The organism is Microbacterium alkaliflavum (assembly GCF_044325405.1).
GTDB classification, from domain to species: domain Bacteria; phylum Actinomycetota; class Actinomycetes; order Actinomycetales; family Microbacteriaceae; genus Microbacterium; species Microbacterium alkaliflavum.
The window spans coordinates 16,570-34,248 of record NZ_JBIQWL010000015.1 but is presented as its reverse complement, the minus strand read 5'-3'; the positions used below and the strand labels follow the sequence as shown (position 1 = coordinate 34,248).

The 17,679-nt window shown below is 67.7% G+C and carries 20 protein-coding genes; 16 read left to right on the top strand and 4 right to left on the bottom strand.

The window, feature by feature from the left end; translation table 11 throughout:
* Positions 1-16 precede the first annotated feature (16 nt).
* Complete coding sequence (locus tag ACH3VR_RS21935; RefSeq protein WP_397558470.1) at positions 17-1,042, bottom strand: conjugal transfer protein; 1,026 nt, start codon at positions 1,040-1,042, stop codon at positions 17-19.
* Positions 1,043-1,045: 3 nt separating this feature from the next.
* Complete coding sequence (locus ACH3VR_RS21930) at positions 1,046-1,279, bottom strand: hypothetical protein (RefSeq protein WP_298866740.1); 234 nt, start codon at positions 1,277-1,279, stop codon at positions 1,046-1,048.
* A 281-nt stretch (positions 1,280-1,560) separates the two neighbouring features.
* Between ACH3VR_RS21930 and ACH3VR_RS21925 the strand changes: the two genes are divergently transcribed.
* Entirely contained in the window at positions 1,561-2,334 is a 774-nt protein-coding gene (locus tag ACH3VR_RS21925) for a hypothetical protein (protein WP_397558469.1), read from the top strand.
* Positions 2,335-2,682: 348 nt separating this feature from the next.
* On the opposite strand, the gene ACH3VR_RS21920 is transcribed toward ACH3VR_RS21925, so the two are convergent.
* Together ACH3VR_RS21920 and ACH3VR_RS21915 are read right to left on the bottom strand one after the other, a co-directional pair.
* Complete coding sequence (locus tag ACH3VR_RS21920; RefSeq protein ID WP_397558468.1) at positions 2,683-3,147, bottom strand: hypothetical protein; 465 nt, start codon at positions 3,145-3,147, stop codon at positions 2,683-2,685.
* Complete coding sequence (locus ACH3VR_RS21915; protein ID WP_397558467.1) at positions 3,144-4,142, bottom strand: ParA family protein; 999 nt, start codon at positions 4,140-4,142, stop codon at positions 3,144-3,146. Before ACH3VR_RS21915 ends, ACH3VR_RS21920 begins: the two co-directional genes overlap by 4 nt.
* A 605-nt stretch (positions 4,143-4,747) precedes the next feature.
* On the opposite strand from ACH3VR_RS21915, the gene ACH3VR_RS21910 reads away from it, so the two are divergent.
* From ACH3VR_RS21910 to ACH3VR_RS21840, 15 genes are all read left to right on the top strand, one after another.
* On the top strand, positions 4,748-5,206 hold the full coding sequence (locus ACH3VR_RS21910) for a hypothetical protein (RefSeq protein ID WP_397558466.1): 459 nt from the start codon (positions 4,748-4,750) through the stop codon (positions 5,204-5,206).
* Between the two features lie 136 nt (positions 5,207-5,342).
* A complete protein-coding gene (locus tag ACH3VR_RS21905) occupies positions 5,343-5,915 on the top strand; it encodes an SAF domain-containing protein (protein WP_397558465.1) in 573 nt (190 codons plus the stop codon).
* Positions 5,916-5,917: 2 nt separating this feature from the next.
* A complete protein-coding gene (locus ACH3VR_RS21900) occupies positions 5,918-6,718 on the top strand; it encodes a hypothetical protein (RefSeq protein WP_397558464.1) in 801 nt (266 codons plus the stop codon).
* Complete coding sequence (locus tag ACH3VR_RS21895; RefSeq protein ID WP_397558463.1) at positions 6,715-8,316, top strand: CpaF family protein; 1,602 nt, start codon at positions 6,715-6,717, stop codon at positions 8,314-8,316. Before ACH3VR_RS21900 ends, ACH3VR_RS21895 begins: the two co-directional genes overlap by 4 nt.
* A 56-nt stretch (positions 8,317-8,372) precedes the next feature.
* The gene (locus tag ACH3VR_RS21890; protein WP_397558462.1) at positions 8,373-9,191 is read left to right on the top strand and encodes a type II secretion system F family protein; all 819 of its coding nucleotides are present in this window, start codon (positions 8,373-8,375) and stop codon (positions 9,189-9,191) included.
* Positions 9,188-10,069 (top strand): type II secretion system F family protein, encoded by an 882-nt coding sequence (locus ACH3VR_RS21885; RefSeq protein ID WP_397558461.1) that lies wholly within the window; start codon positions 9,188-9,190, stop codon positions 10,067-10,069. Before ACH3VR_RS21890 ends, ACH3VR_RS21885 begins: the two co-directional genes overlap by 4 nt.
* Before the next feature lie 61 nt (positions 10,070-10,130).
* On the top strand, positions 10,131-10,361 hold the full coding sequence (locus tag ACH3VR_RS21880) for a hypothetical protein (protein ID WP_397558460.1): 231 nt from the start codon (positions 10,131-10,133) through the stop codon (positions 10,359-10,361).
* A gap of 5 nt (positions 10,362-10,366) precedes the next feature.
* On the top strand, positions 10,367-10,780 hold the full coding sequence (locus ACH3VR_RS21875) for a TadE family protein (RefSeq protein WP_397558459.1): 414 nt from the start codon (positions 10,367-10,369) through the stop codon (positions 10,778-10,780).
* Positions 10,781-10,830: 50 nt separating this feature from the next.
* Positions 10,831-11,229: a TadE/TadG family type IV pilus assembly protein gene (locus ACH3VR_RS21870; protein WP_397558458.1), complete on the top strand. Its 399-nt coding sequence runs from the start codon at positions 10,831-10,833 to the stop codon at positions 11,227-11,229.
* Positions 11,226-11,645 carry a pilus assembly protein TadG-related protein gene (locus ACH3VR_RS21865; RefSeq protein ID WP_397558457.1) on the top strand — a complete coding sequence of 140 codons (420 nt, stop codon included), beginning with the start codon at positions 11,226-11,228 and terminating at the stop codon, positions 11,643-11,645. The genes ACH3VR_RS21870 and ACH3VR_RS21865 overlap by 4 nt, the downstream gene beginning before the upstream one ends.
* Before the next feature lie 9 nt (positions 11,646-11,654).
* Positions 11,655-12,266: a hypothetical protein gene (locus ACH3VR_RS21860; RefSeq protein WP_397558456.1), complete on the top strand. Its 612-nt coding sequence runs from the start codon at positions 11,655-11,657 to the stop codon at positions 12,264-12,266.
* A 79-nt stretch (positions 12,267-12,345) separates the two neighbouring features.
* Complete coding sequence (locus tag ACH3VR_RS21855; RefSeq protein WP_397558455.1) at positions 12,346-13,323, top strand: hypothetical protein; 978 nt, start codon at positions 12,346-12,348, stop codon at positions 13,321-13,323.
* 11 nt (positions 13,324-13,334) lie between these two features.
* Entirely contained in the window at positions 13,335-16,700 is a 3,366-nt protein-coding gene (locus tag ACH3VR_RS21850; protein WP_397558454.1) for a LysM peptidoglycan-binding domain-containing protein, read from the top strand.
* Positions 16,700-17,293 carry a prepilin peptidase gene (locus ACH3VR_RS21845; protein WP_397558453.1) on the top strand — a complete coding sequence of 198 codons (594 nt, stop codon included), beginning with the start codon at positions 16,700-16,702 and terminating at the stop codon, positions 17,291-17,293. The genes ACH3VR_RS21850 and ACH3VR_RS21845 overlap by 1 nt, the downstream gene beginning before the upstream one ends.
* Positions 17,294-17,307: 14 nt before the next feature.
* Positions 17,308-17,679, top strand: a complete 372-nt coding sequence (locus tag ACH3VR_RS21840) for a hypothetical protein (protein WP_397558452.1) — start codon at positions 17,308-17,310, stop codon at positions 17,677-17,679.

Sequence of the window (17,679 nt, the reverse complement as noted above, 5' to 3'; positions counted from 1 at the left end):
TTCCTTTCAGGTGACGTCACCGGGACGGCGACGGGGTCGGTGCGGGAGCCGCGGCGGAGGTGGACTTCGGGATCTCCGCCGGTGCCGGGTCGAGGGCGGACACCTCCCAGCGCGTGGCGCGGGCGGTGAGCGTGAGGGCGTAGGTCGACGTGACGGTCTGGTCCGTCTGCGAGGTGAGGGTCACGGTCGCGAGCACCTGCAGCCGTGTGCCGTCCTTCGGCGTCTGCGGCACGTCGGTGTCGACACGCAGGTCGACGGACGACACCGCGATGTACGGGGCCGGGGTGATCGGCGAGATCTCGGATCCCGGAGAGACGTACACGCTCAGGTCCCCCTTGCCGGTCGTGTAGGCGCCGAGGAACGCCATCACGGTCTGCGCGGCGGGGTCGGCCGAGGGCAGCGGCTTGGCGTAGGCCAGCTGCACGCTGCCGGTCGACGTCGGCGCCGCCACGGGGACGGGCAGGCCCACCGGGCGCATGCCGGCAGCGGTGACGACGATCGGGACCTGGAAGTACCGGCGCGGCCAGACCTCGATCGCCGCGCCCTCCTTCTTGGGGTCGGGCCCGAGCTCCTTCACGCTCGCCGAGACGACGACCGTGACGATGTCGCTGCCCTTGTTCGGCGTGATCGTCGCGACGGTCAGGTCGCGGTACGAGGAGGGAACCTCGGAGAGGGTCCGCAGGGCGTTCACGTCGACGTAGTCCCCGAGCTGCCCGGGGTGGTCCTTCCACGCGCCGAGCCACTCGGACACGAACCCGGCGGCGTAGGCGCCGGCCTCCTGCTGCGGGGCGGTCAGCCCACCCGACGAGACGACCGGTGCCGCGGCGACCGGACGGGATACGGCCTGCCACGACATGAACAGGCTGAACGGGGCGCAGACGATCGCGGCGAGCATCAGGACCGAGATCACATGCGCGCCGGTCTGACGACCCTGGGTCCACGTCGACCCCTGCGGCGTTGCCTCGGTCTTGGCCGGCTTCGGCTCCCCCTTCGGCGTCTTCGCCTTGGGGGCTTTGCTCGGGTTGTTCGTCCAGAAGCCCATGAGTCAGACCCCCTCGTCCGCGCTCACCCGAAGGCTCACGATCCGGCCCGCGGCCGCGTTGACCTCATCCATCGAGGAGGGGTCCAGCACCCGACGCATCCGCTCCTGGGCGGCCTGGTCGAGCGGACGGTCGGCGAGGACGGCTGCGGCATGCGGGATGTCCTCGATCGCGCGGATCACCCTCGCGGTGTCCCGGACGAAGCTCTCCGGAAACTGCTCCTCCGCTGCCTGTGCCATGGCTATCTCCTCGGTCCCAAAGGTCTGATCGGCGGGCCGATCGGCACGCTCACAGACCATGGGTGCGGAAATCAGCCCAGATCGGACAAGGGCCCAGAGATTTTTCTTCCGTCTTTTTCTGACCCCACCTGGAAACCGGCTTGGATCAGGTGTTTTACAGACGATTCGAGAGGCGATTCCAGACCCTCGAACCCTGCCGCTCGGAAATCGTTCAAGAGTTCACACCAGAGCCCGTGAGGAGCGTGCCCTGTGTCCATGCATCGACACAGGGAGCTCCGCTCATGTCCACCACCACCCCCACGCAGACCGGTCTGCTGGAAGCCCTCCGCACCGAATGGTCGGGATCTCTCACCGACCGCGAACACGACTTCGCCGGCATCGGCATCCGCTCCTGCAGCGAGCTCGAGCTCGAGCTGAAGGCCGCCACCGGTCGCGAGCAGGATCGCCTCCTGCACGCGCTGCTCACCGCCGGCCACGACGGCGACGCACTCGCCGAGCGGGTCGTGCTGCAGCACATGCTCCCGAAGGCCGTGCACCTGGCTCGCACGTGCCGCGGCCTGCGCGCGCTCACCCTCAGCGACCACACTCCCGTCGACGCGGTCTCGACGGCGATCGGCGCCATGTGGGAGTCGATCCGCCGCTACCCGCTCAACCGGGTCGAGAAGGTCAAGGCCAACATCGGCATGGACGCGCTGCTCATCGTGAACAAGTCGATGAGCCCCGGCGACCCCAGCGAGCACGTCACCGAGGACGTCTACCTCGAGCAGGCGCTGCAAGAGCAGGGCAAGTCCGCGACGCTCGAGCCCGAGTGGGGTGACGACACGTTCCACGACCTCGTCACGGTGCTCACCTGGGCGATCGACACTGAGGCACTCACGCCCGACGACGTCCGCCTCCTCGCCCGGTTCGACCTCGGCGAGCTGCACGAGCGCGACGAGCTGGCCGAGGACCTCGGCATCGGCCGGGCAAGCCTGACCCGCCGCGTCTACCGGATCCGGGTCAAGCTCATGGAGGCCGTGCAGGCCCACATCCGCGAGAACGGCACCTGGGCGTGACGCCGCAGGAGACGATCTGAGGGCCTCAAACCCTCCCGACGCCCAATGACAGCTGAAACCGCCCGTTAGGAGCTCCACGCCCCCTCAGCGCCTCTCCCCTGATGCATAGACGATGAAGGCCCCTCCCGGATCTCACCGGGAGGGGCCTTCATCTGTGCTTCGAGGCGGGCAGTCAGATCGCCGTCGCGAGCTGGCGGGGGTTTCGGGCCGTGGTGTGGTCGAACCCGGTCTGCTCTCGATCGAACGCCATTCCGGCCGCACACGTGGCCATGTGCAGCTGGCGGCCACCCGGGAGCACTCGGAGCACGAAGCATCGCTGGTCGCAGTAGCGGCAGTAGGCCCCGGCCATCACAGACCTACAGACTTCCGAAGTTCGGCCTCAGTGCTGCCCTGCAGCTCGTCGACGCGCGACAGCAGCAGGTCGATCGCGACGCGGATCAGCGTGTTCTCGGTGATCCGCGGGGCCGGCCCCGTCTTCGCCTTGTTCAGGCGTCGCGCGTGGGAGGTGAGCTCTCCGATCTGCCCCTCGCGCAGCCGGGTCTCCTTGCGCTCGAGGTCGAGGTAGCCGGCCTCGGACTCGTCGGCCTCGGCAGGCTTCCGGGACGTCCGGCGCGGAGCGCTCGTCGTGCCGGCGGCCGGCGCGGGAGCGGGCTCCGGGGTGGCGACGTCCTCGACAGGGGCCGGCTCGAGCTCGGCCGGCTCGTCGACGGGGGCCTCCTCTGCCTGTCGGTTGCGGGCGAGCATCGTCTTGGGGTCAACGCGACGCGGGCGAGTGGCGAGGTTCGCGATGCCGCGGGATGTGGTGTCGCTCATGCGCTTGCTCCTTCCAGTACCTCGTTCTCCGCCTCGAGGAGGCGGTCGTTGATCTCCTGCGCGATCGTCTGCAGGTCGTCGGCGACGGATCCGGCGGTCGCGCTGGTGAGCTGCTTGTTCTTGAGCTCGCCGCTGCGGATCTTCCACCAGGCGATGCCGGCCTTCGCTTCCTGCTTCGCGCGCTCGTCGAGCTCGTGGACGAGCAGGCCGGCCCGGCCGGACTGGCTGGCCACCGCCTCGCTGTGCCGGATGGCCTGGTTGAAGACGATCTCGCGACCGATGCCGCCTTCCTCCCCCACCCCGAACATCGCGTCCAGGTCGGCTCGTGCGTCGCGCTCGGCGTTCTTCATCACGACCGTGCCGTCCTTGCGCTCGGAGGCCGTACCGACCGCGAAGAGGACGACGCCGAGCAGGTCGATCGCCCCGTTCACGTCGAGGACCTGGTCGATCCGCTCCGCGACCTTGGCGACGCCCTTGATGTCCTTCGCGCCGGTCCTGGTCGGCACCAGCACCCAGCGGGCCGCCGCCAGGGCTGCGAGCTGCAGGACGCCGTCGCCGGGAGGGCAGTCCAGGAAGATGAAGTCGTAGTTGTCGACGACGGGCGCGAGGATCTTCGCGAGCGCCAGCTTGGCGTTCTTCGCGTCGCTGCCCATCTTCGAGCTGAGGACCGCGGTGACGCTGTGGAGGGCGCTGCCCCCGGTCCAGACGTCGAGATTCTCGCGGACGTTGGTGATCGCAGCGACCTCGCCGCCGAACATCAGCGCCTTGGCCAGCGACTCCCCCTGGTCGTTTCGCTCGTCGTCGGCGTATCCGAGGTCGTCCTCGAGGTTGCCCTGCGGGTCGAGGTCGACCAGCAGCACACGAGCGCCCGACAGGGCGAGGTAGCCTCCGATGTTCGCGGTGATCGTCGTCTTCCCAACACCTCCCTTGAGGCTCTCGACGGCGATGACCCGTCCGAACGAATCCCGGTCAATCGTGGGCTCCGTAGCTGCCATGTCTGTTCCCTCTTCCCTCTCAGGGTCGAACCAACTCTGTAAGTCCGGAACTTCCGGAGTCTGCAAGCTTCGGGTTGCCGCCCTACTTACAGACTTCCGAACTTCCGAGCTTCCAGACTTACGACGTTCGTAAGTTCCAGACTTCGGATGTTCGGTAGTTGCAGAGTAACAGACTTCGGAACTTCGGCAACTACAGACTTCGTGACTTCCAGAGTTCCAGAGTCTGTATGTCTGTTACTTCGTAAGTGGGGGGGAGTGCGGAACTTCCAGACTTCCGGAGTCTGGAAGTTCCGGAGCTTCGCCAGGGGGGGGGAGGAGGAGGGGGGGTTTCTTGGGCGTACTCAGCGGTGATATTGGCACACCCGCCATTCCTAGATGCGTGAACTACCGCCTACTTGACTTGTTCTGCCAGATTTTGCCGCCTACAAGGCCGTTTATTGGCGTCGTGTTGGCGTCCTGTTGGCGTCCTGTTGGCGGGCTGGTTGCATGTAGGTTGCGTCGGGTTGCCGTCATAAAAGTATGGTGTTCGCGGGCTGTTGGTGTTACCATGCCGTCATGCAGCTATCAACTGGGCAATTTGGTATTGGGAGCGGGGTGCCGCGGTGGTGACGACTGACGACGTCGGCGCGGCCGACGCCTCGAACGAGGATCGGGCAGAGAAGCCCGGTCGAGCCGACAAGGGCGTGCAGGTGACGCTGGAACAGCCCGTCATGGACATGCTCACCGAGTACAAGGCGCGTACCGAGATGTCGCACCCGAACATCCTGTTCGACGCGCTCGAGTACAGCTATGACGAGCTCGCGGACCTCATCAAGGATCGAGCGACGCGGCTCGAACCCGATCGCAAGAAGCTCTTCGAGCGTCCCTCGTCGCCGGCTCGGCACGAGGACGTCAAGACGGAGACCTTCGTGGTGCGCATGACCCAGGCGAACAAGGACGTCATCGAGGACATGTGGAAGCGGCTCGAGGCGCCGAGCCGAACGGCGATGCTCGCGGCCGCCTACAAGCACTACCTGACCGCAATGACCAAGACCGACGAGCCCGAGCGGAAACGCTCGAAGTAGATCACGAAGCCACCGGAGGAGAGCAGCGATGAGCGATACAGCAGTCAAGGAGAAGCGGGGCCGGCGAGCAGAGAAGCCGCCCCAGGACGCGATTACGCCGGCGGTGCTGCCGCCGACGAAGAGCCGCCGGCGTCCCATGCTGATCGCGGCGGGTATCGCCCTCGCGGTCGTGGGCGGGCTGGGCTCCTGGTACTTCTTCACCACGGTCGGGAACACCACCACGGTGCTGACCGTGACCAAGGACATTCCCCGCGGCCAGCAGATCACCGCGCAGGACCTCGGAACGCTGCAGATCGCGGGGGATCAGGCCACGAATGCTCTGAAGGCAAGCCAGAGCCAGGAGGCGATCGGCGAGGTCGCCATGGTCGATCTCCCCGCGGGGTCCCTGGTGACCTCGTCGACGGTCGGGAAGAGCCTGGTGGTTGCGGATGGCGACAGCATCGTGGGCGTGGCGCTGACGTCGGCGCAGATGCCGAGCCAGACCCTCGTCGCGGGGGACAAGGTCCGCCTCGTCGACACCCCGATTGCGCAGGGTGAGCCGCCAGCCACGACGCCGCAGACATTCACCGCCACGGTGTTCTCGGTTCGTCAGGACACGCAGAACAACCGCTGGATCATCGACCTGGTCGTGTCGCCCGAGAAGGCGCCGGACATCGCTGCTCGTGCAGCCACGGGTCGCGTCGCGCTCGTGCTCGATGCGGGGAACTGACCATGGCCGTCATCTACCTGACTAGCGTCTCCGGGTCACCCGGCGTCACCTCGGCAACAGTCGGCCTTGCCCTCGCATGGCCGCGCCCCGTGGTCCTCATTGAGGCAGACATCGCCAAGCCCTCGGGAATCCTGACCGGGTATCTGAGAGGGCAGGTGAACCTGTCTCACGGGCTCACCCCGCTGTCCGTGCAGCACCAGCGTGGAGAGCTGACACCGAACGCCGTCATGAAGCAGACCGTGGGGCTGGGCCCGAACAAGGTCCTCGTCCCCGGCTTCTCCAACATCAACGCCGCCGCGGGAGCAGGCACGTCCTTCTGGGGCGGCCTGGGAAACGCGCTCGCTGCGATCTCTGCCCAAGGGACCGACATCCTCATCGACGGCGGCCGGCTGGGACCGCGGGATGACCGGGCCGTTCTGATGCAGACGGCCGATCTGGTTGCGTTGGTTGCTCGTCCGGTGATCCCCGACTTCTTCGCGATCCGAGCACGGCGAGCGGAGGTCGGCGAGACCCTGGCGCGGGTCGGTCACGATGACTGGATGGGCCTGCTGCTCATCGACGCGCACGACGAGGCGTTCACCGACGCGGAGGTCTCCAAGGCCGTACAGCTGCCCGTGCTCGGACGCCTCGCCAACGACCCTCGCGCCGCCGCGGTGTTCTCCGTCGGCGCTGAGCCGACCGCGAAGACCAAGAAGAGCGCCCTGACGCGGGACCTCACCCTCCTGCCCAATGTGCTCGACCAGGCCATCCGTGAGCGCCGCAACAAGCTCGGCGCGATTCCCCTCGAGGAAGTGAACGCATGAGCAACGACTTCGACATCACCCGGCTGCCGTTCTTCAACGACGGCGTCCCCGACGCGATCGAGATCCCCGACGCACCGCCCGCCACCGGGCCCGCGCAGCACCTCCTCGCCGCCGCCGGCGGGCAGCCGGCCACCGCTGCTCCGGCGGCCGAGACCGTGCCGGCGCCGGTCACCGAGGCTCCGGTGACGTTCAGCCGGCGCTCCGTCCAGAAGGTGGATGCCACCCGCGCCTACGAGCTGTCCCGCACCCTCGACTGGGACGTGATCACCCGGCTGCGCGGCGAGGTCTCCGACATGCTCACCGCGTCCGAGCAGGCTCGCGGCGGGATGTCCGACGCCGATCGGCACGAGGTCGCCCGCGCCCACATCGCCGAGGTGACAGCCCGGCACGTCGACGACATGATCACGCACTCCGGCGAGAAGGGCGCGTGGGACGAGGAGACGATCGGCGCCGCGCAGCGGGCCGTGTATGACAGCCTGTTCCGCCTCGGCCGGCTGCAGCCGCTCGTGGATCTCCCCGAGGTCGAGAACATCGACATCTACGGGTATGACAACGTGTGGGTCAGCTACGCCGACGGCCGCATGATCCGCCACGACCCGGTCGCGACCAGCGATGCAGACTTCGTCCGCGAGATCCAGTTCCTCGCAGCCCGCGGGGGAGAGGATGGCCGCTCGTTCACCGCGACCAGCCCGATCCTGGACATGGACCTTCCCGGCGGCGCCCGTCTCGCCGCCGTCCACACCCCGATCAGCCCGCGCCCCAAGGCAGTGATCCGTCTGCATCGCTTCGTCGACATCCTGCTCGAGCACCTCGTTGAGCAGAGGACCCTCACCCAGGACGCTGCCGACTTCCTCTCCGCCGCAATCGCCGCCGGACGATCCGTTGTCGTCGTCGGCAACCCGGGCGCCGGCAAGACGACCCTGCTGCGCGCACTGGCGAACGTGATGGACCCGCTCGAGAAGATCGTCACCATCGAGAAGGAGCGCGAGCTCTACCTCGACCGGATGGGCGACAGGCACCTCATCGTGACATCGCTGCAGTACCGGCCCGGTCAGGGAGAGCGGCTCCCGGACGGCAGCAGGCCCGGCGAGATCTCCCTCATCGACTGCCTCGAGGAGGCCCTCCGGCTCGATGCGCAGCGCATCTTCGTCGGCGAGGTCCGCGGTGGCGAGATCGACGCGATGTTCCAGGCCATGCAGGCCGGCGTCGGCTCGCTCAGCACCCTGCACGCGAACGGGACGACAGATGCCATCGAGCGTATGGCGACCCTGACACAGAAGAACCTGGGCACCACAGATACCTACGCCTACCGGCAGATCGCCCGTCACATCGACCTGATCGTGATGATCAAGCGAGTCATCTACAAGGACCCGGAGACCGGGGCCCGACGCATCCGCCGTGTCGTCACCGACATCAGCGAAGTGCAGGCCGGCGAGGCCGTCGACGGCGCTCGACCGATCGCCGCACCGATCTTCCGGGCACACCCGCGCACCTTCGAGCTCGGACCGGGCGACGGACGCCCCACACCGGAGCTGCTCGAGGATCTCAAGCACGCCGGGTTCGACCCGCGGATCCTGCTGAGAGAGGACGCAGCATGAACGGCGCACTGGCAGCGGTCGCGACAACGATCGGGATCCTCGGTCTGCTGGTCATCGTGCTCGGGCTCCTGCCTGCGCCTGTGCACGAGGGGCCGAAGCCGCCCAGCCGACTTCAGGTCGCGCTTCATGGCGCGCGAGTGCGCTTCGGTCGACAGCGCCTGATGCTCGGGGGTATCGGATTCATCGGCGGTGTGATCCTGTGGCTATTCACCGGATGGATCGTGTGGGTGGTGATCGTCCCACTCGCCACCATCGGTGTGCCGTGGCTACTCGATAACGGGCGTGAGCAGCAGCGGCTCGATCGGCTCGAGGGGCTCGAAACGTGGACTCGCGGACTCGCCGGACTCACCATCGCGGGATCCAGCCTCGAGCAAACAATCAATGCCTCCGTCGGCAGCGCCCCCGTCGCGATCCGCGAAGAGGTGTCCCTTCTCGCGGCCAGGCTCAACGCGCGCTGGCCCACCTGGGCCGCACTGCGGAAGTTCGCCGACGACCTCGCCGACCCCACCGGAGACCTCATCGTTGCGCACCTGCTCCTCGCAGAACGAGTACGCGGCGCCGGCCTCGCGAACGCGCTCGAGGATCTCGCGCAGAGCATCTCCGAAGAGGTTGGTGTCCGTCGCGAGATCGAAGCTGACCGGGCCAAGCCGCGGTCCGCCATCCGCTTCACCACGTTCGCGACCGTGGGCCTGCTCGCGGTGATGCCCTTCATCAGTCAGTTCATGGCGCCCTACAAGACCCCGTTTGGACAGCTGCTCCTCGCGTTGTGGATCGGGCTCGACGTGGTCATGCTGCTCTGGCTCAAGAAGATCAGTGCAGGCAAGCCCACGCCGCGAATTCTCACGAACCTCTCCGACCAGAAGGCAACGTCATGAATCCGCTCGTCTCCGTCATCCCCGGCGTGATCATCGGGATCGGGCTCGCTGTGGTGCTCGCCGGCTTGCTCCCGGTCCGACCCGCACTCGGCGCCGCACTCGACCGGCTCGGCTCCACAACGCCAACGCAACACACCGCTGGGCAATCCGTCGAGGTCCGCGTCGGCACCTGGGTGCACCGTCAACTTCCCGATCTGCGGTTCTTCACCATTCCGGCCAAGGACCTCGCCCTCGTCGGGACCCCCGTCACGAAGTACCTCTACGACAAGACCCTCCTCGCCGTCGTCGGCCTCCTCGCCCCTCTGCTGTTCGGCTTCGCCATGCAGGCGATCGGGGTGCTCCCATTCTGGCTGCCCGGAGCTGTAGGAATCCCTCTCGCGATCGCCCTCTGGTTCGCCCCCGACCAGGACCTACACGCTAAGGCTCGCGACGCCCGAGAAGAGTTCAGCAGGTCGGTCGCCGTCTACCTCGAGCTCGTCGCCGCAGAACGTCGACGCGGAGCTCCCGCCGGACGCGCCCTCACAAGCGCCGCTGAGATCGGCAACACGTGGGTTTTCGCGCGGCTTCGCCAAGAGCTGAGCCGTGCCAGCTACGCCGGCGTCGCACCGTGGGATGCCCTCAGGGACTTCAGCGAAGAGATCGGCGTCCCCGAGCTTGGAGAGGTCGGGAACATCGTCCGGCTCGCGGGCGAGGAGGGCGCTAGCACATATGAGACACTGAGGGCCAAGGGCAAGTCCCTCCGCGTACAGCTCCTCAACAACGAACACACGAAAGCGAATCAGGCATCCGAGCGCATGAAGCTGCCGATCATCTTCTCCGCAGCCATCTTCGTCGCGATCGTCCTCACCCCGCTCGTCATGAACCTTTTCACCGCCTGATGTCCGATCAAGCGGGAAATCCGTACCTATGGTCAACAGCAACCAGATTGGGGAAGAACCAATGAACACTCTCAAGACCAAAACCAACCGGCTGGTCATCACGATCATGCTCTTCATGCAGGACTTCGTCTTCGGCGTCCGTCGGCGCTGGGCCGCGATGAAGGAGAACCCGCAGGCTGGCTACTCGGCCGTCGAATGGATCGTGATCGTCCTCGCTGTCCTGGCGATCGCCGCGATCGTCATCGGCGCGATCACCGCATTCGTCAACGCTCAGACCGCGAAGCTTCCCTGACACTCATGAGCCGCCTCGCCGCATTCCGGACCACCGTGCGCTTCCCGCACGGTGAGAACGAACGCGGGTCCGCGGCAGTCGAGGCGATCATCATCCTCCCGGTGGTGTTCCTCATCATCTTCGGCATCATCCAGGGAGCAGTGGTCATGCAGGCGAACAATGTCGCACAGGCAGCGGCATCCACCGCCTACAACGCGGCACGGCTCTACAACGGAACCTCCGAAGACGGCGTCAGCGCAGGAGACGCCGTGCTCACACAGGCGGGCACGATCCTCGCCGGCACCAACGTCGTCGTGCAGCGAGCACCCGAGTCGGTCACCGTGACCGTTTCAGGCACAGCCGCAAGCCTCATCCCCGGAGTACCTCTGACGGTTAGCCGCACCGTCACCGGGCCCACAGAGAGGTGGGTGGGACCGTGAAGCTCCACTCAGCTCTTCGACGCCTTCTCCGTCGAAACGACGGGGGAAGCATGGCTGTCGAGCTCGTGCTGCTCGCACCCATCATCGTGCTCATCATCCTGTTCCTCGTCGTCTGCGGTCGGATCGCGCTCGCATCCAACGCCGCCGAGGCGGCGGCGATCGCCGCGGCACGCGAAGCATCCCTGTCCCGGACAACGTCCCAGGCGCAGACGGACGCGAACACGGCCGCGCAGACCTCGATGGCACAGAGCGGGTACGCCTGCATGACCCTCAGCGTGAAGATCAACGACGCCGGACTCAACGTGCCTCTCGGGCAGGTCGGCACCGTCTCCGGCACCATCACCTGCACGCTCAACCTCTCCGACGTCGCCCTCCCCGGAATACCCGGATCCTGGACGATCACCCGCAGCGCACAGTCGCCCGTCGACGCCTACAGGGAGCGGCCATGACCATCAGGAACAAGCTCGAGCAGCTGCACAACGACGAGCGCGGATCCGTGTCCGTCCTCCTCATCACGATCGTTGTAGCTCTCGTCGTCATCGTCGGCCTGGTCGTCGACAGCTCCGGCAAGTACCAGTCCACGCAGGCCGCCCAGATGGTTGCAGCCTCCGCTGCACGCGCCGGAACCAACGCGGTCGCCGGCGAAGCGATCATCAATGGCAACCTCGCCCTCGACAGCACCAAGGCCCAAGCAGCCGCCGAGAACTACCTCGCAGCATCAGGGCTCACCGGGACCGTGACTGTCATCGGAAACACCGTCACCGTTAGCGTCAAAGGCACGTACACGACGAAGTTCCTCTCGCTGATCGCCATCAACAGCCTCCCGATCGCAGCGAAGAGCTCGGCCCAAATCATCACCCAGTAGGAGCTCCCCATGACCAGCAAGCGCATCATCACTGCACTCACGGCTGTCGCCCTCAGTGGGCTGCTCCTCACCGGATGCACCACCACGACCGGCCCGACCCCTGGCCCGTCGACGGCATCTGCAACACCTACGCCCACGACCGGTGTGAAGGTGCCGCCGCCCGCCAGCGAGGACGAGGCGATCAAGGCTGCCGACACCGTCTTGAAGCAGTACTTCGTAACGCGCGGAGAAGTCAACGCCGCCGGTGGAAAGAACACCGCGCCTCTGAATGCGGTGGCGACCGGTAAGGCGCTCGACGTGGCGGTGAAGGATGCAGAGCGCATCTCGACGGGGCCAATTCTCAACGTCGACCAGAAGAACATCGACGGCCCCGGCAAGACCGAGGGCGCGATTACGTATGAGCGGCTCGCGGCATACGGACAGCAGTGGGAGAAGGTCGATAACGGTCTCGTCACGATCCACGCCTGCCAGGACGCGAGCAAGTACAAGGTCTGGGCGAGCGACGGATCCGAGGCGCTGCGTCCCGACGCGCGCAGCTTGTTCGACTACCAGGTGATCTACGACACCAAGAGCGAGACCTGGCTCGTCTACAACCTCGTCAGCCTCGGCCAGAGCTGCTGATCATGGGTCGGGGGGTCTGATGATGAAACGAGTGTTCGCAGCGATCACGGCGGCAATCGCGCTGATTGCGGGATCCGTGATGGCAACGACTGCACCTGCCAGCGCAGCTGGCGGTGTTTGGTGTGACCAGCAGACGACCATCTGCTATCTCACGATCTCCCTGCCCTCTGACCCCGCGCCGCGTCCCGACGCCAACGGCTGGACCCCTGGTGCACCGACTTGCTACTACGAGAACTCCCAGTCCGGCCTGCTGCAGCTCGGCTGGAAAGAGGATCAGATCCGCGTCTACGACGCCGGCGATTACCAGCACTTCTACGCGATCATCGACTGCGGCTCTGACACGTCTTATTGGAGCAATACCCGCCAGTGCTACGTAGGCATGCAGAAGGGGCAGTGGCCACCCCGACCGGCGGGCTATTCGCCGGAGGCCGGCTACTACCTCTGCATCATGTTCCAGCCCGGCGGCGGCGGAGTTCCCGGAATCGGACAGCAGACGAACTTCTGGAGTGAGACCGTGCCTCCGGGCCTGAAGGTCCTCACCCCTGGCCGGGCAGCTGCGCAGCTCATCGCGTCGTTCCAGCTCCGCGGTGTGGATATCGGCATGGCGCCGGAGGTAAACCCTGCCTGGGGCCACCGCCGCAGCTATGTCGGCATCCCGGTGTGGCTGTGGGTCAACAACCCCCAGCCGCTGACCTGGGGTCCCTACACCGAGACCGCGACGCTGGGCGGGCAGACGATCACCGCGACCGCTCAGGTCACCGGCATCCGCTGGAACATGGGCGACGGTCATGAGGTCGTCTGCGGCAGCGTCGGCACCGCCTACTCGATCGGCTACGGGCTCAGCGACAGCCCGACCTGCGGATTCCGGTACGACCGCACCTCTGCGAACCAGCCTGGCGATCGGTACACCGTGACTGCGACGAGCCAGTGGTCCGTCACCTGGACGTCGGTCTCCGGCGCCAACGGCACCGTCAACCTCAACACCTCGAGCTCGACCCAGCTGGAAATCAACGAGATCCAGTCGGTCAACGTCAAGCCCACCACGCCGAACGGCTGAGGAGGAACACAATGAAGCGCGTTCTTGGAGGCCTTGCCTCTCTGGTCGTCCTGATCGGGCTGCTGGTGGGGATCCCCGCCGCGCTCCTGTTCCTCGCGGGCAACCCGTTCCCGACCGGGGACGAGCTCGCCCGCGTGCTGTCCGGTCCGGATATCGGAGGCGTGTTCTTCGTCGGGACCGTACTCCCGCTGATCGGCTGGGTCGCATGGGCGTCGATGGCGATCGCCATCGTCGTCGAGATCCCCGCGCAGATCCGCAGGATGCCCGCGCCGAGGATCCCGGGCCTGGGCCTGCAGCAGAAGGGTGCATCCGTCCTGATCGGCGCGATCGTGGCGATGGTAACGATCGGCGGGGGAGCCACCGCGGCGACCGCGGCCGAGCTGCCCGCCGCCCCGACGACAGTGATGTCGCAGTCGTTCGTGCATACGTCGACGGTCTCGGCCGACGCGAGCTCGCACGTCGCCGCGGCGGCGCCCGCGGCCGCGCAGCAGACCGGCCCGACGTACACCGTGCAGGACGGCGACTCGCTGTGGCACATCGCGGAAACCCAGCTCGGTCAGGGCGAGCGCTGGCACGAGATCGCCGATCTCAACTACGGCGTCGAGCAGGCCGACGGGCATGCCCTGGACAGCCAGCACTGGCTCAACGCCGGGTGGGTGCTCAAGCTCCCCGCGGATGCCGCGGCGTCGACCGCGCACACCGCGCCCGCAGCGCAGACCGAGCAGCACACCGTGGTTGCCGGCGACACGCTCTGGGGCATCGCGCAGGAGACCACCGGGAACGGCGAGAACTACCACGAGATCTTCGAGGCGTCGAAGAACACCGACCAGCCCACCGGCCACAAGATCACCGACCCGAACCTGATCTATCCCGGCGACGTCGTCACCATCCCCGGAGCCACGGCATCCGTCACCCCGGCCCCTGCTGCGGCCCCCGCACCCGTCGAGGCGCCGGCTCCCGCAGCTCCGCAGGCCGAGGCGCCCGTGCAGCAGACCGCACCGTCCGCGGAGGGTGCTCCTGCAGCTCACGCACCGGCAGCGGATGCCGCGTCCCCGCAGAGCGATCAGGCGAAGGTCCCGGATCTGTCCGGGCTGGGCCTGGGCACCCCCTCGACGTCGACGAAGACCCCGGCGGATGAGAAGCCGGCGTCGACCACGGCCGAGCACGCTTCGGTCGACGAGGGCGACGACTGGATCGACGAGCTGTTCAACGTGCGCACCATCGGCGGGCTCGGCGCGATCGCCGCGGCCGGTCTGCTCACGCTGCTCGGCATCCGTCGGATGAAGCAGCGTCGCCGGCGTCGTCCGGGCCAGCGGATCGCGATGCCGCAGGGCGAGGCCGGGACGATGGAGCTCGAGCTGCGCGCCGTGGAGAACCCGATGGGCATGGAGCACGTCGACCACGCGCTGCGCCACCTGGCCATCTGGGCGCAGGACACCAACAACCAGCTGCCGCAGCTGTACGCGCTGCGCCTGTCGGATGCGGAGATCGCCCTCTACCTCGAGGAGCCCTTCGACCTGCCGGCGCCGTTCGCTCCGGTCACCGACGACAAGACCGCGTGGACGGTCGACCCGGAGCAGCTGCCCGAGCTCGAGCGGATCCCCAGCTCGCCGTGGCCGGCGCTGGTCACCATCGGCCAGGACCAGGGTGACGCGCACCTCATGGTCGACCTCGAGCACATCGGCGCCCTGAACCTCACCGGCAACCCGTCGACGATCTCCGGTGCCCTCACGGGCCTGGCCGTCGAGCTCGCAACGAGCCAGTGGGCGGACGACCTGTCGGTCACGCTCGTCGGGATCGCCCCGGGACTGCCGGCAGCGCTCGACACCGGCCGGATCCGTCACATCGACGACGTCGACGAGCTGATGCGCGTGCTGCGCGCGCAGGCCGCGTCGACGAAGGCCACGCTCGACGAGCTCGGCGTGACCTCGATCGAGGAGGCCCGCTCGCTCGGGATGTTCGCCGAGGCATGGACGCCCGAGATCGTCATCCTCGGCGCGATGCCCGACGAGGCCACGAAGGCAGAGATCGCTGACCTGGTCACGCGCGTGCCGCGCGTCGGCGTCGCGGCGATCGCCGCCGGCGAGCTCGCGGGGGAGTGGACACTGCACCTCACCGACGACAAGACCGCCAACCTGAACATCCCCGCCGCCGGCGCGAGCCTCCCGCTGACCCCGCAGATCGTGAACGAGGACGAGCTGCGCCGGATCATGGAGCTGTTCGCCACCACCGAAGAGGCGCCCACGCAGGCGTCCGCGTACAGCGAGGCGGAGATCTCGCTCGAGGAGATCCCGGCCGTGGTCGCCGAGCAGCTCGTCGACGAGGCACCCGCGGCCGCGTCGACCGACTGGCGGACCTCGCTCGGCATCGCCGAGCTCACGGAGCAGACCGACCAGATCGACGTCGACGAGGCGGTCGAGGCCGAGCCCGCGGCCGACGTCGCCGACGTCGCCGACGTCGCCGACGTCACGGAGGCCGAGGAGGCGCCGGCCGCCGAGGCCGAGCCCGTCGCCGACGTCGTCGACGACGACGAGGCGATCGAGGCCGACGTCGCCGAGGAGCCCGCCGCCGTCGACGTCGAGGAGATCTTCCCGGCCGGTGTGCCGTGGCTGCAGATCCTCGGCCCGGTGCAGCTGCACAACGCGCAGGGTCCGGAGCCGCGCACCCCGCAGACGTCGGAGATCAACCGGTCCGCTGTGGTCCGCTCGACGGAGCTGCTGACGTTCCTCGCCCTCAACCCGGGCGCTTCGGCGATCAGCGTGCACGACGCGCTCTGGCCGGGCAAGCTCGCCACCGGCAAGCAGGCGCAGCAGAACCGCAACGGCCTTGTCTCCAAGGCCCGCAAGTGGATCGGCGTCTCGGCCGACGAGGAGGAGTGGTTCCCGAAGGTCGGCGCCCAGGGGTACCGTCTGCACGAGCTCGTCCGCACCGACTGGGATGTGTGGAACGAGCTGATCGGCGAGGACCTCTCGCAGACGTCGACGGAGAACCTGATCGCCGCGCTGCGCCTGGTACAGGGACAGCCGTTCAGCGGCGTCCGCGACAAGTACTACCGCTGGGCCGAAGTGCTGCGCACCGAGATCATCCAGGCGATCGGCGACGCCGCGCACGAGCTGGTCACCCGCTCGCTGCGCACCGGCCGCATCGCGGATGCCCGCCTCGCCGCCACCGTCGGCCGCCAGATCGACCCGGTCAACGAGACCCTGTGGCGCGACGCGATGCGCGCCGAGTCCCTCGCCGGCGACAAGGACGCCTTCGAGCGCATCGTCAGCCAGCACGAGGACGAGCTCGACAGCTTCGAGGACGGGTACGAGCCCGAGCCCGAGACCGTCGAGCTCATCGACCAGATCCGCGGCCGCCTCACCCTGAGCAGCTGATGACAGCGACCAGCCCCGCCGACGTGCCCCAGACCCGGAACCCGAATCCGGCCATCTGGGCGCTCACCGGAGCCGCCGGCGGGGCCACCGCTCTCATCGCGACCACGATCACCACCCTCGCGGCCGACCCTCTCCCGATCCTCGAGTGGCTGCTCGTCGGCGCAGTAGCCGCCATCGGCGCCTGGCTGGCCGTCTACGACTTCCGAGAGCACCGCCTGCCCAACCGGCTCGTCTGGCCGCTCTACGCCGTCACAGGCGTCCTGGTGGGCTCCTGCGGCATCGTCAGCGGGGATCTCGGCCGTGTGGGCGTCGCTCTGCTCGCCGGCGCCGCGCTCTGGGCGATCTACTTCGTCCTCGGGCTCCTCGGCGCCGTCGCATTCGGTGACGTCAAGCTCGCCGGAGCGCTCGGTCTCGCCCTCGGCTGGTGGGGCATCGTCCCCGCCCTTCTCGGCGCCGCGGCCGCCTATGTGCTCGCCCTCCCGCACGCCGTGGCCCACGCCGCCGGCCGCCGCGGCCGCCAGATCCCCTTCGGCCCCTACATGGTCGCCGGCACCGTCGCCGTCGCCCTCTGGCAGATCCTCACCACCAGCTGAACGGAGCACCCGCCATGACCACCGATGTGACGATCCCGTACACCCAGTACCGGTCGTTCTTCGAGAACTCCGCCGCCCACTTCGGCCAGCTCGACGCCCGGCAGACTGCGCACCTGGGCACCTTCCACCCCGGCGACAACATCGGCCGTCTCCTCAGCCGCGTCTGGACCGTCAACCCCGACGACGCGGGCCTCGCGTTCGCCGCGTACCTGGTAGCGCTGAACAACGAGTGCGATCGCCTCGAGGTGCCGCGACCCGGGCTCAAGAAGGTCGGCGCCGGCCTCCCGCTCGCGGTCAACGAGAACGAGTTCCCCGGCGTCGACGTCGCCAAGATGGTCGCCACGGTCACGCGCGAGGCACCCGGCTACTACAGCGAAGCGGTGTGA

Coding starts and splice junctions, on each gene's coding strand:
- ACH3VR_RS21935 (WP_397558470.1), bottom strand. CDS start 1,042: ATGGGCTTCTGGACGAACAACCCGAGCAAAGCCCCCAAGGCGAAGACG.
- ACH3VR_RS21930 (WP_298866740.1), bottom strand. CDS start 1,279: ATGGCACAGGCAGCGGAGGAGCAGTTTCCGGAGAGCTTCGTCCGGGAC.
- ACH3VR_RS21925 (WP_397558469.1), top strand. CDS start 1,561: ATGTCCACCACCACCCCCACGCAGACCGGTCTGCTGGAAGCCCTCCGC.
- ACH3VR_RS21920 (WP_397558468.1), bottom strand. CDS start 3,147: ATGAGCGACACCACATCCCGCGGCATCGCGAACCTCGCCACTCGCCCG.
- ACH3VR_RS21915 (WP_397558467.1), bottom strand. CDS start 4,142: ATGGCAGCTACGGAGCCCACGATTGACCGGGATTCGTTCGGACGGGTC.
- ACH3VR_RS21905 (WP_397558465.1), top strand. CDS start 5,343: ATGCTGATCGCGGCGGGTATCGCCCTCGCGGTCGTGGGCGGGCTGGGC.
- ACH3VR_RS21900 (WP_397558464.1), top strand. CDS start 5,918: ATGGCCGTCATCTACCTGACTAGCGTCTCCGGGTCACCCGGCGTCACC.
- ACH3VR_RS21895 (WP_397558463.1), top strand. CDS start 6,715: ATGAGCAACGACTTCGACATCACCCGGCTGCCGTTCTTCAACGACGGC.
- ACH3VR_RS21885 (WP_397558461.1), top strand. CDS start 9,188: ATGAATCCGCTCGTCTCCGTCATCCCCGGCGTGATCATCGGGATCGGG.
- ACH3VR_RS21880 (WP_397558460.1), top strand. CDS start 10,131: ATGAACACTCTCAAGACCAAAACCAACCGGCTGGTCATCACGATCATG.
- ACH3VR_RS21875 (WP_397558459.1), top strand. CDS start 10,367: ATGAGCCGCCTCGCCGCATTCCGGACCACCGTGCGCTTCCCGCACGGT.
- ACH3VR_RS21870 (WP_397558458.1), top strand. CDS start 10,831: ATGGCTGTCGAGCTCGTGCTGCTCGCACCCATCATCGTGCTCATCATC.
- ACH3VR_RS21865 (WP_397558457.1), top strand. CDS start 11,226: ATGACCATCAGGAACAAGCTCGAGCAGCTGCACAACGACGAGCGCGGA.
- ACH3VR_RS21860 (WP_397558456.1), top strand. CDS start 11,655: ATGACCAGCAAGCGCATCATCACTGCACTCACGGCTGTCGCCCTCAGT.
- ACH3VR_RS21855 (WP_397558455.1), top strand. CDS start 12,346: ATGGCAACGACTGCACCTGCCAGCGCAGCTGGCGGTGTTTGGTGTGAC.
- ACH3VR_RS21850 (WP_397558454.1), top strand. CDS start 13,335: ATGAAGCGCGTTCTTGGAGGCCTTGCCTCTCTGGTCGTCCTGATCGGG.
- ACH3VR_RS21845 (WP_397558453.1), top strand. CDS start 16,700: ATGACAGCGACCAGCCCCGCCGACGTGCCCCAGACCCGGAACCCGAAT.
- ACH3VR_RS21840 (WP_397558452.1), top strand. CDS start 17,308: ATGACCACCGATGTGACGATCCCGTACACCCAGTACCGGTCGTTCTTC.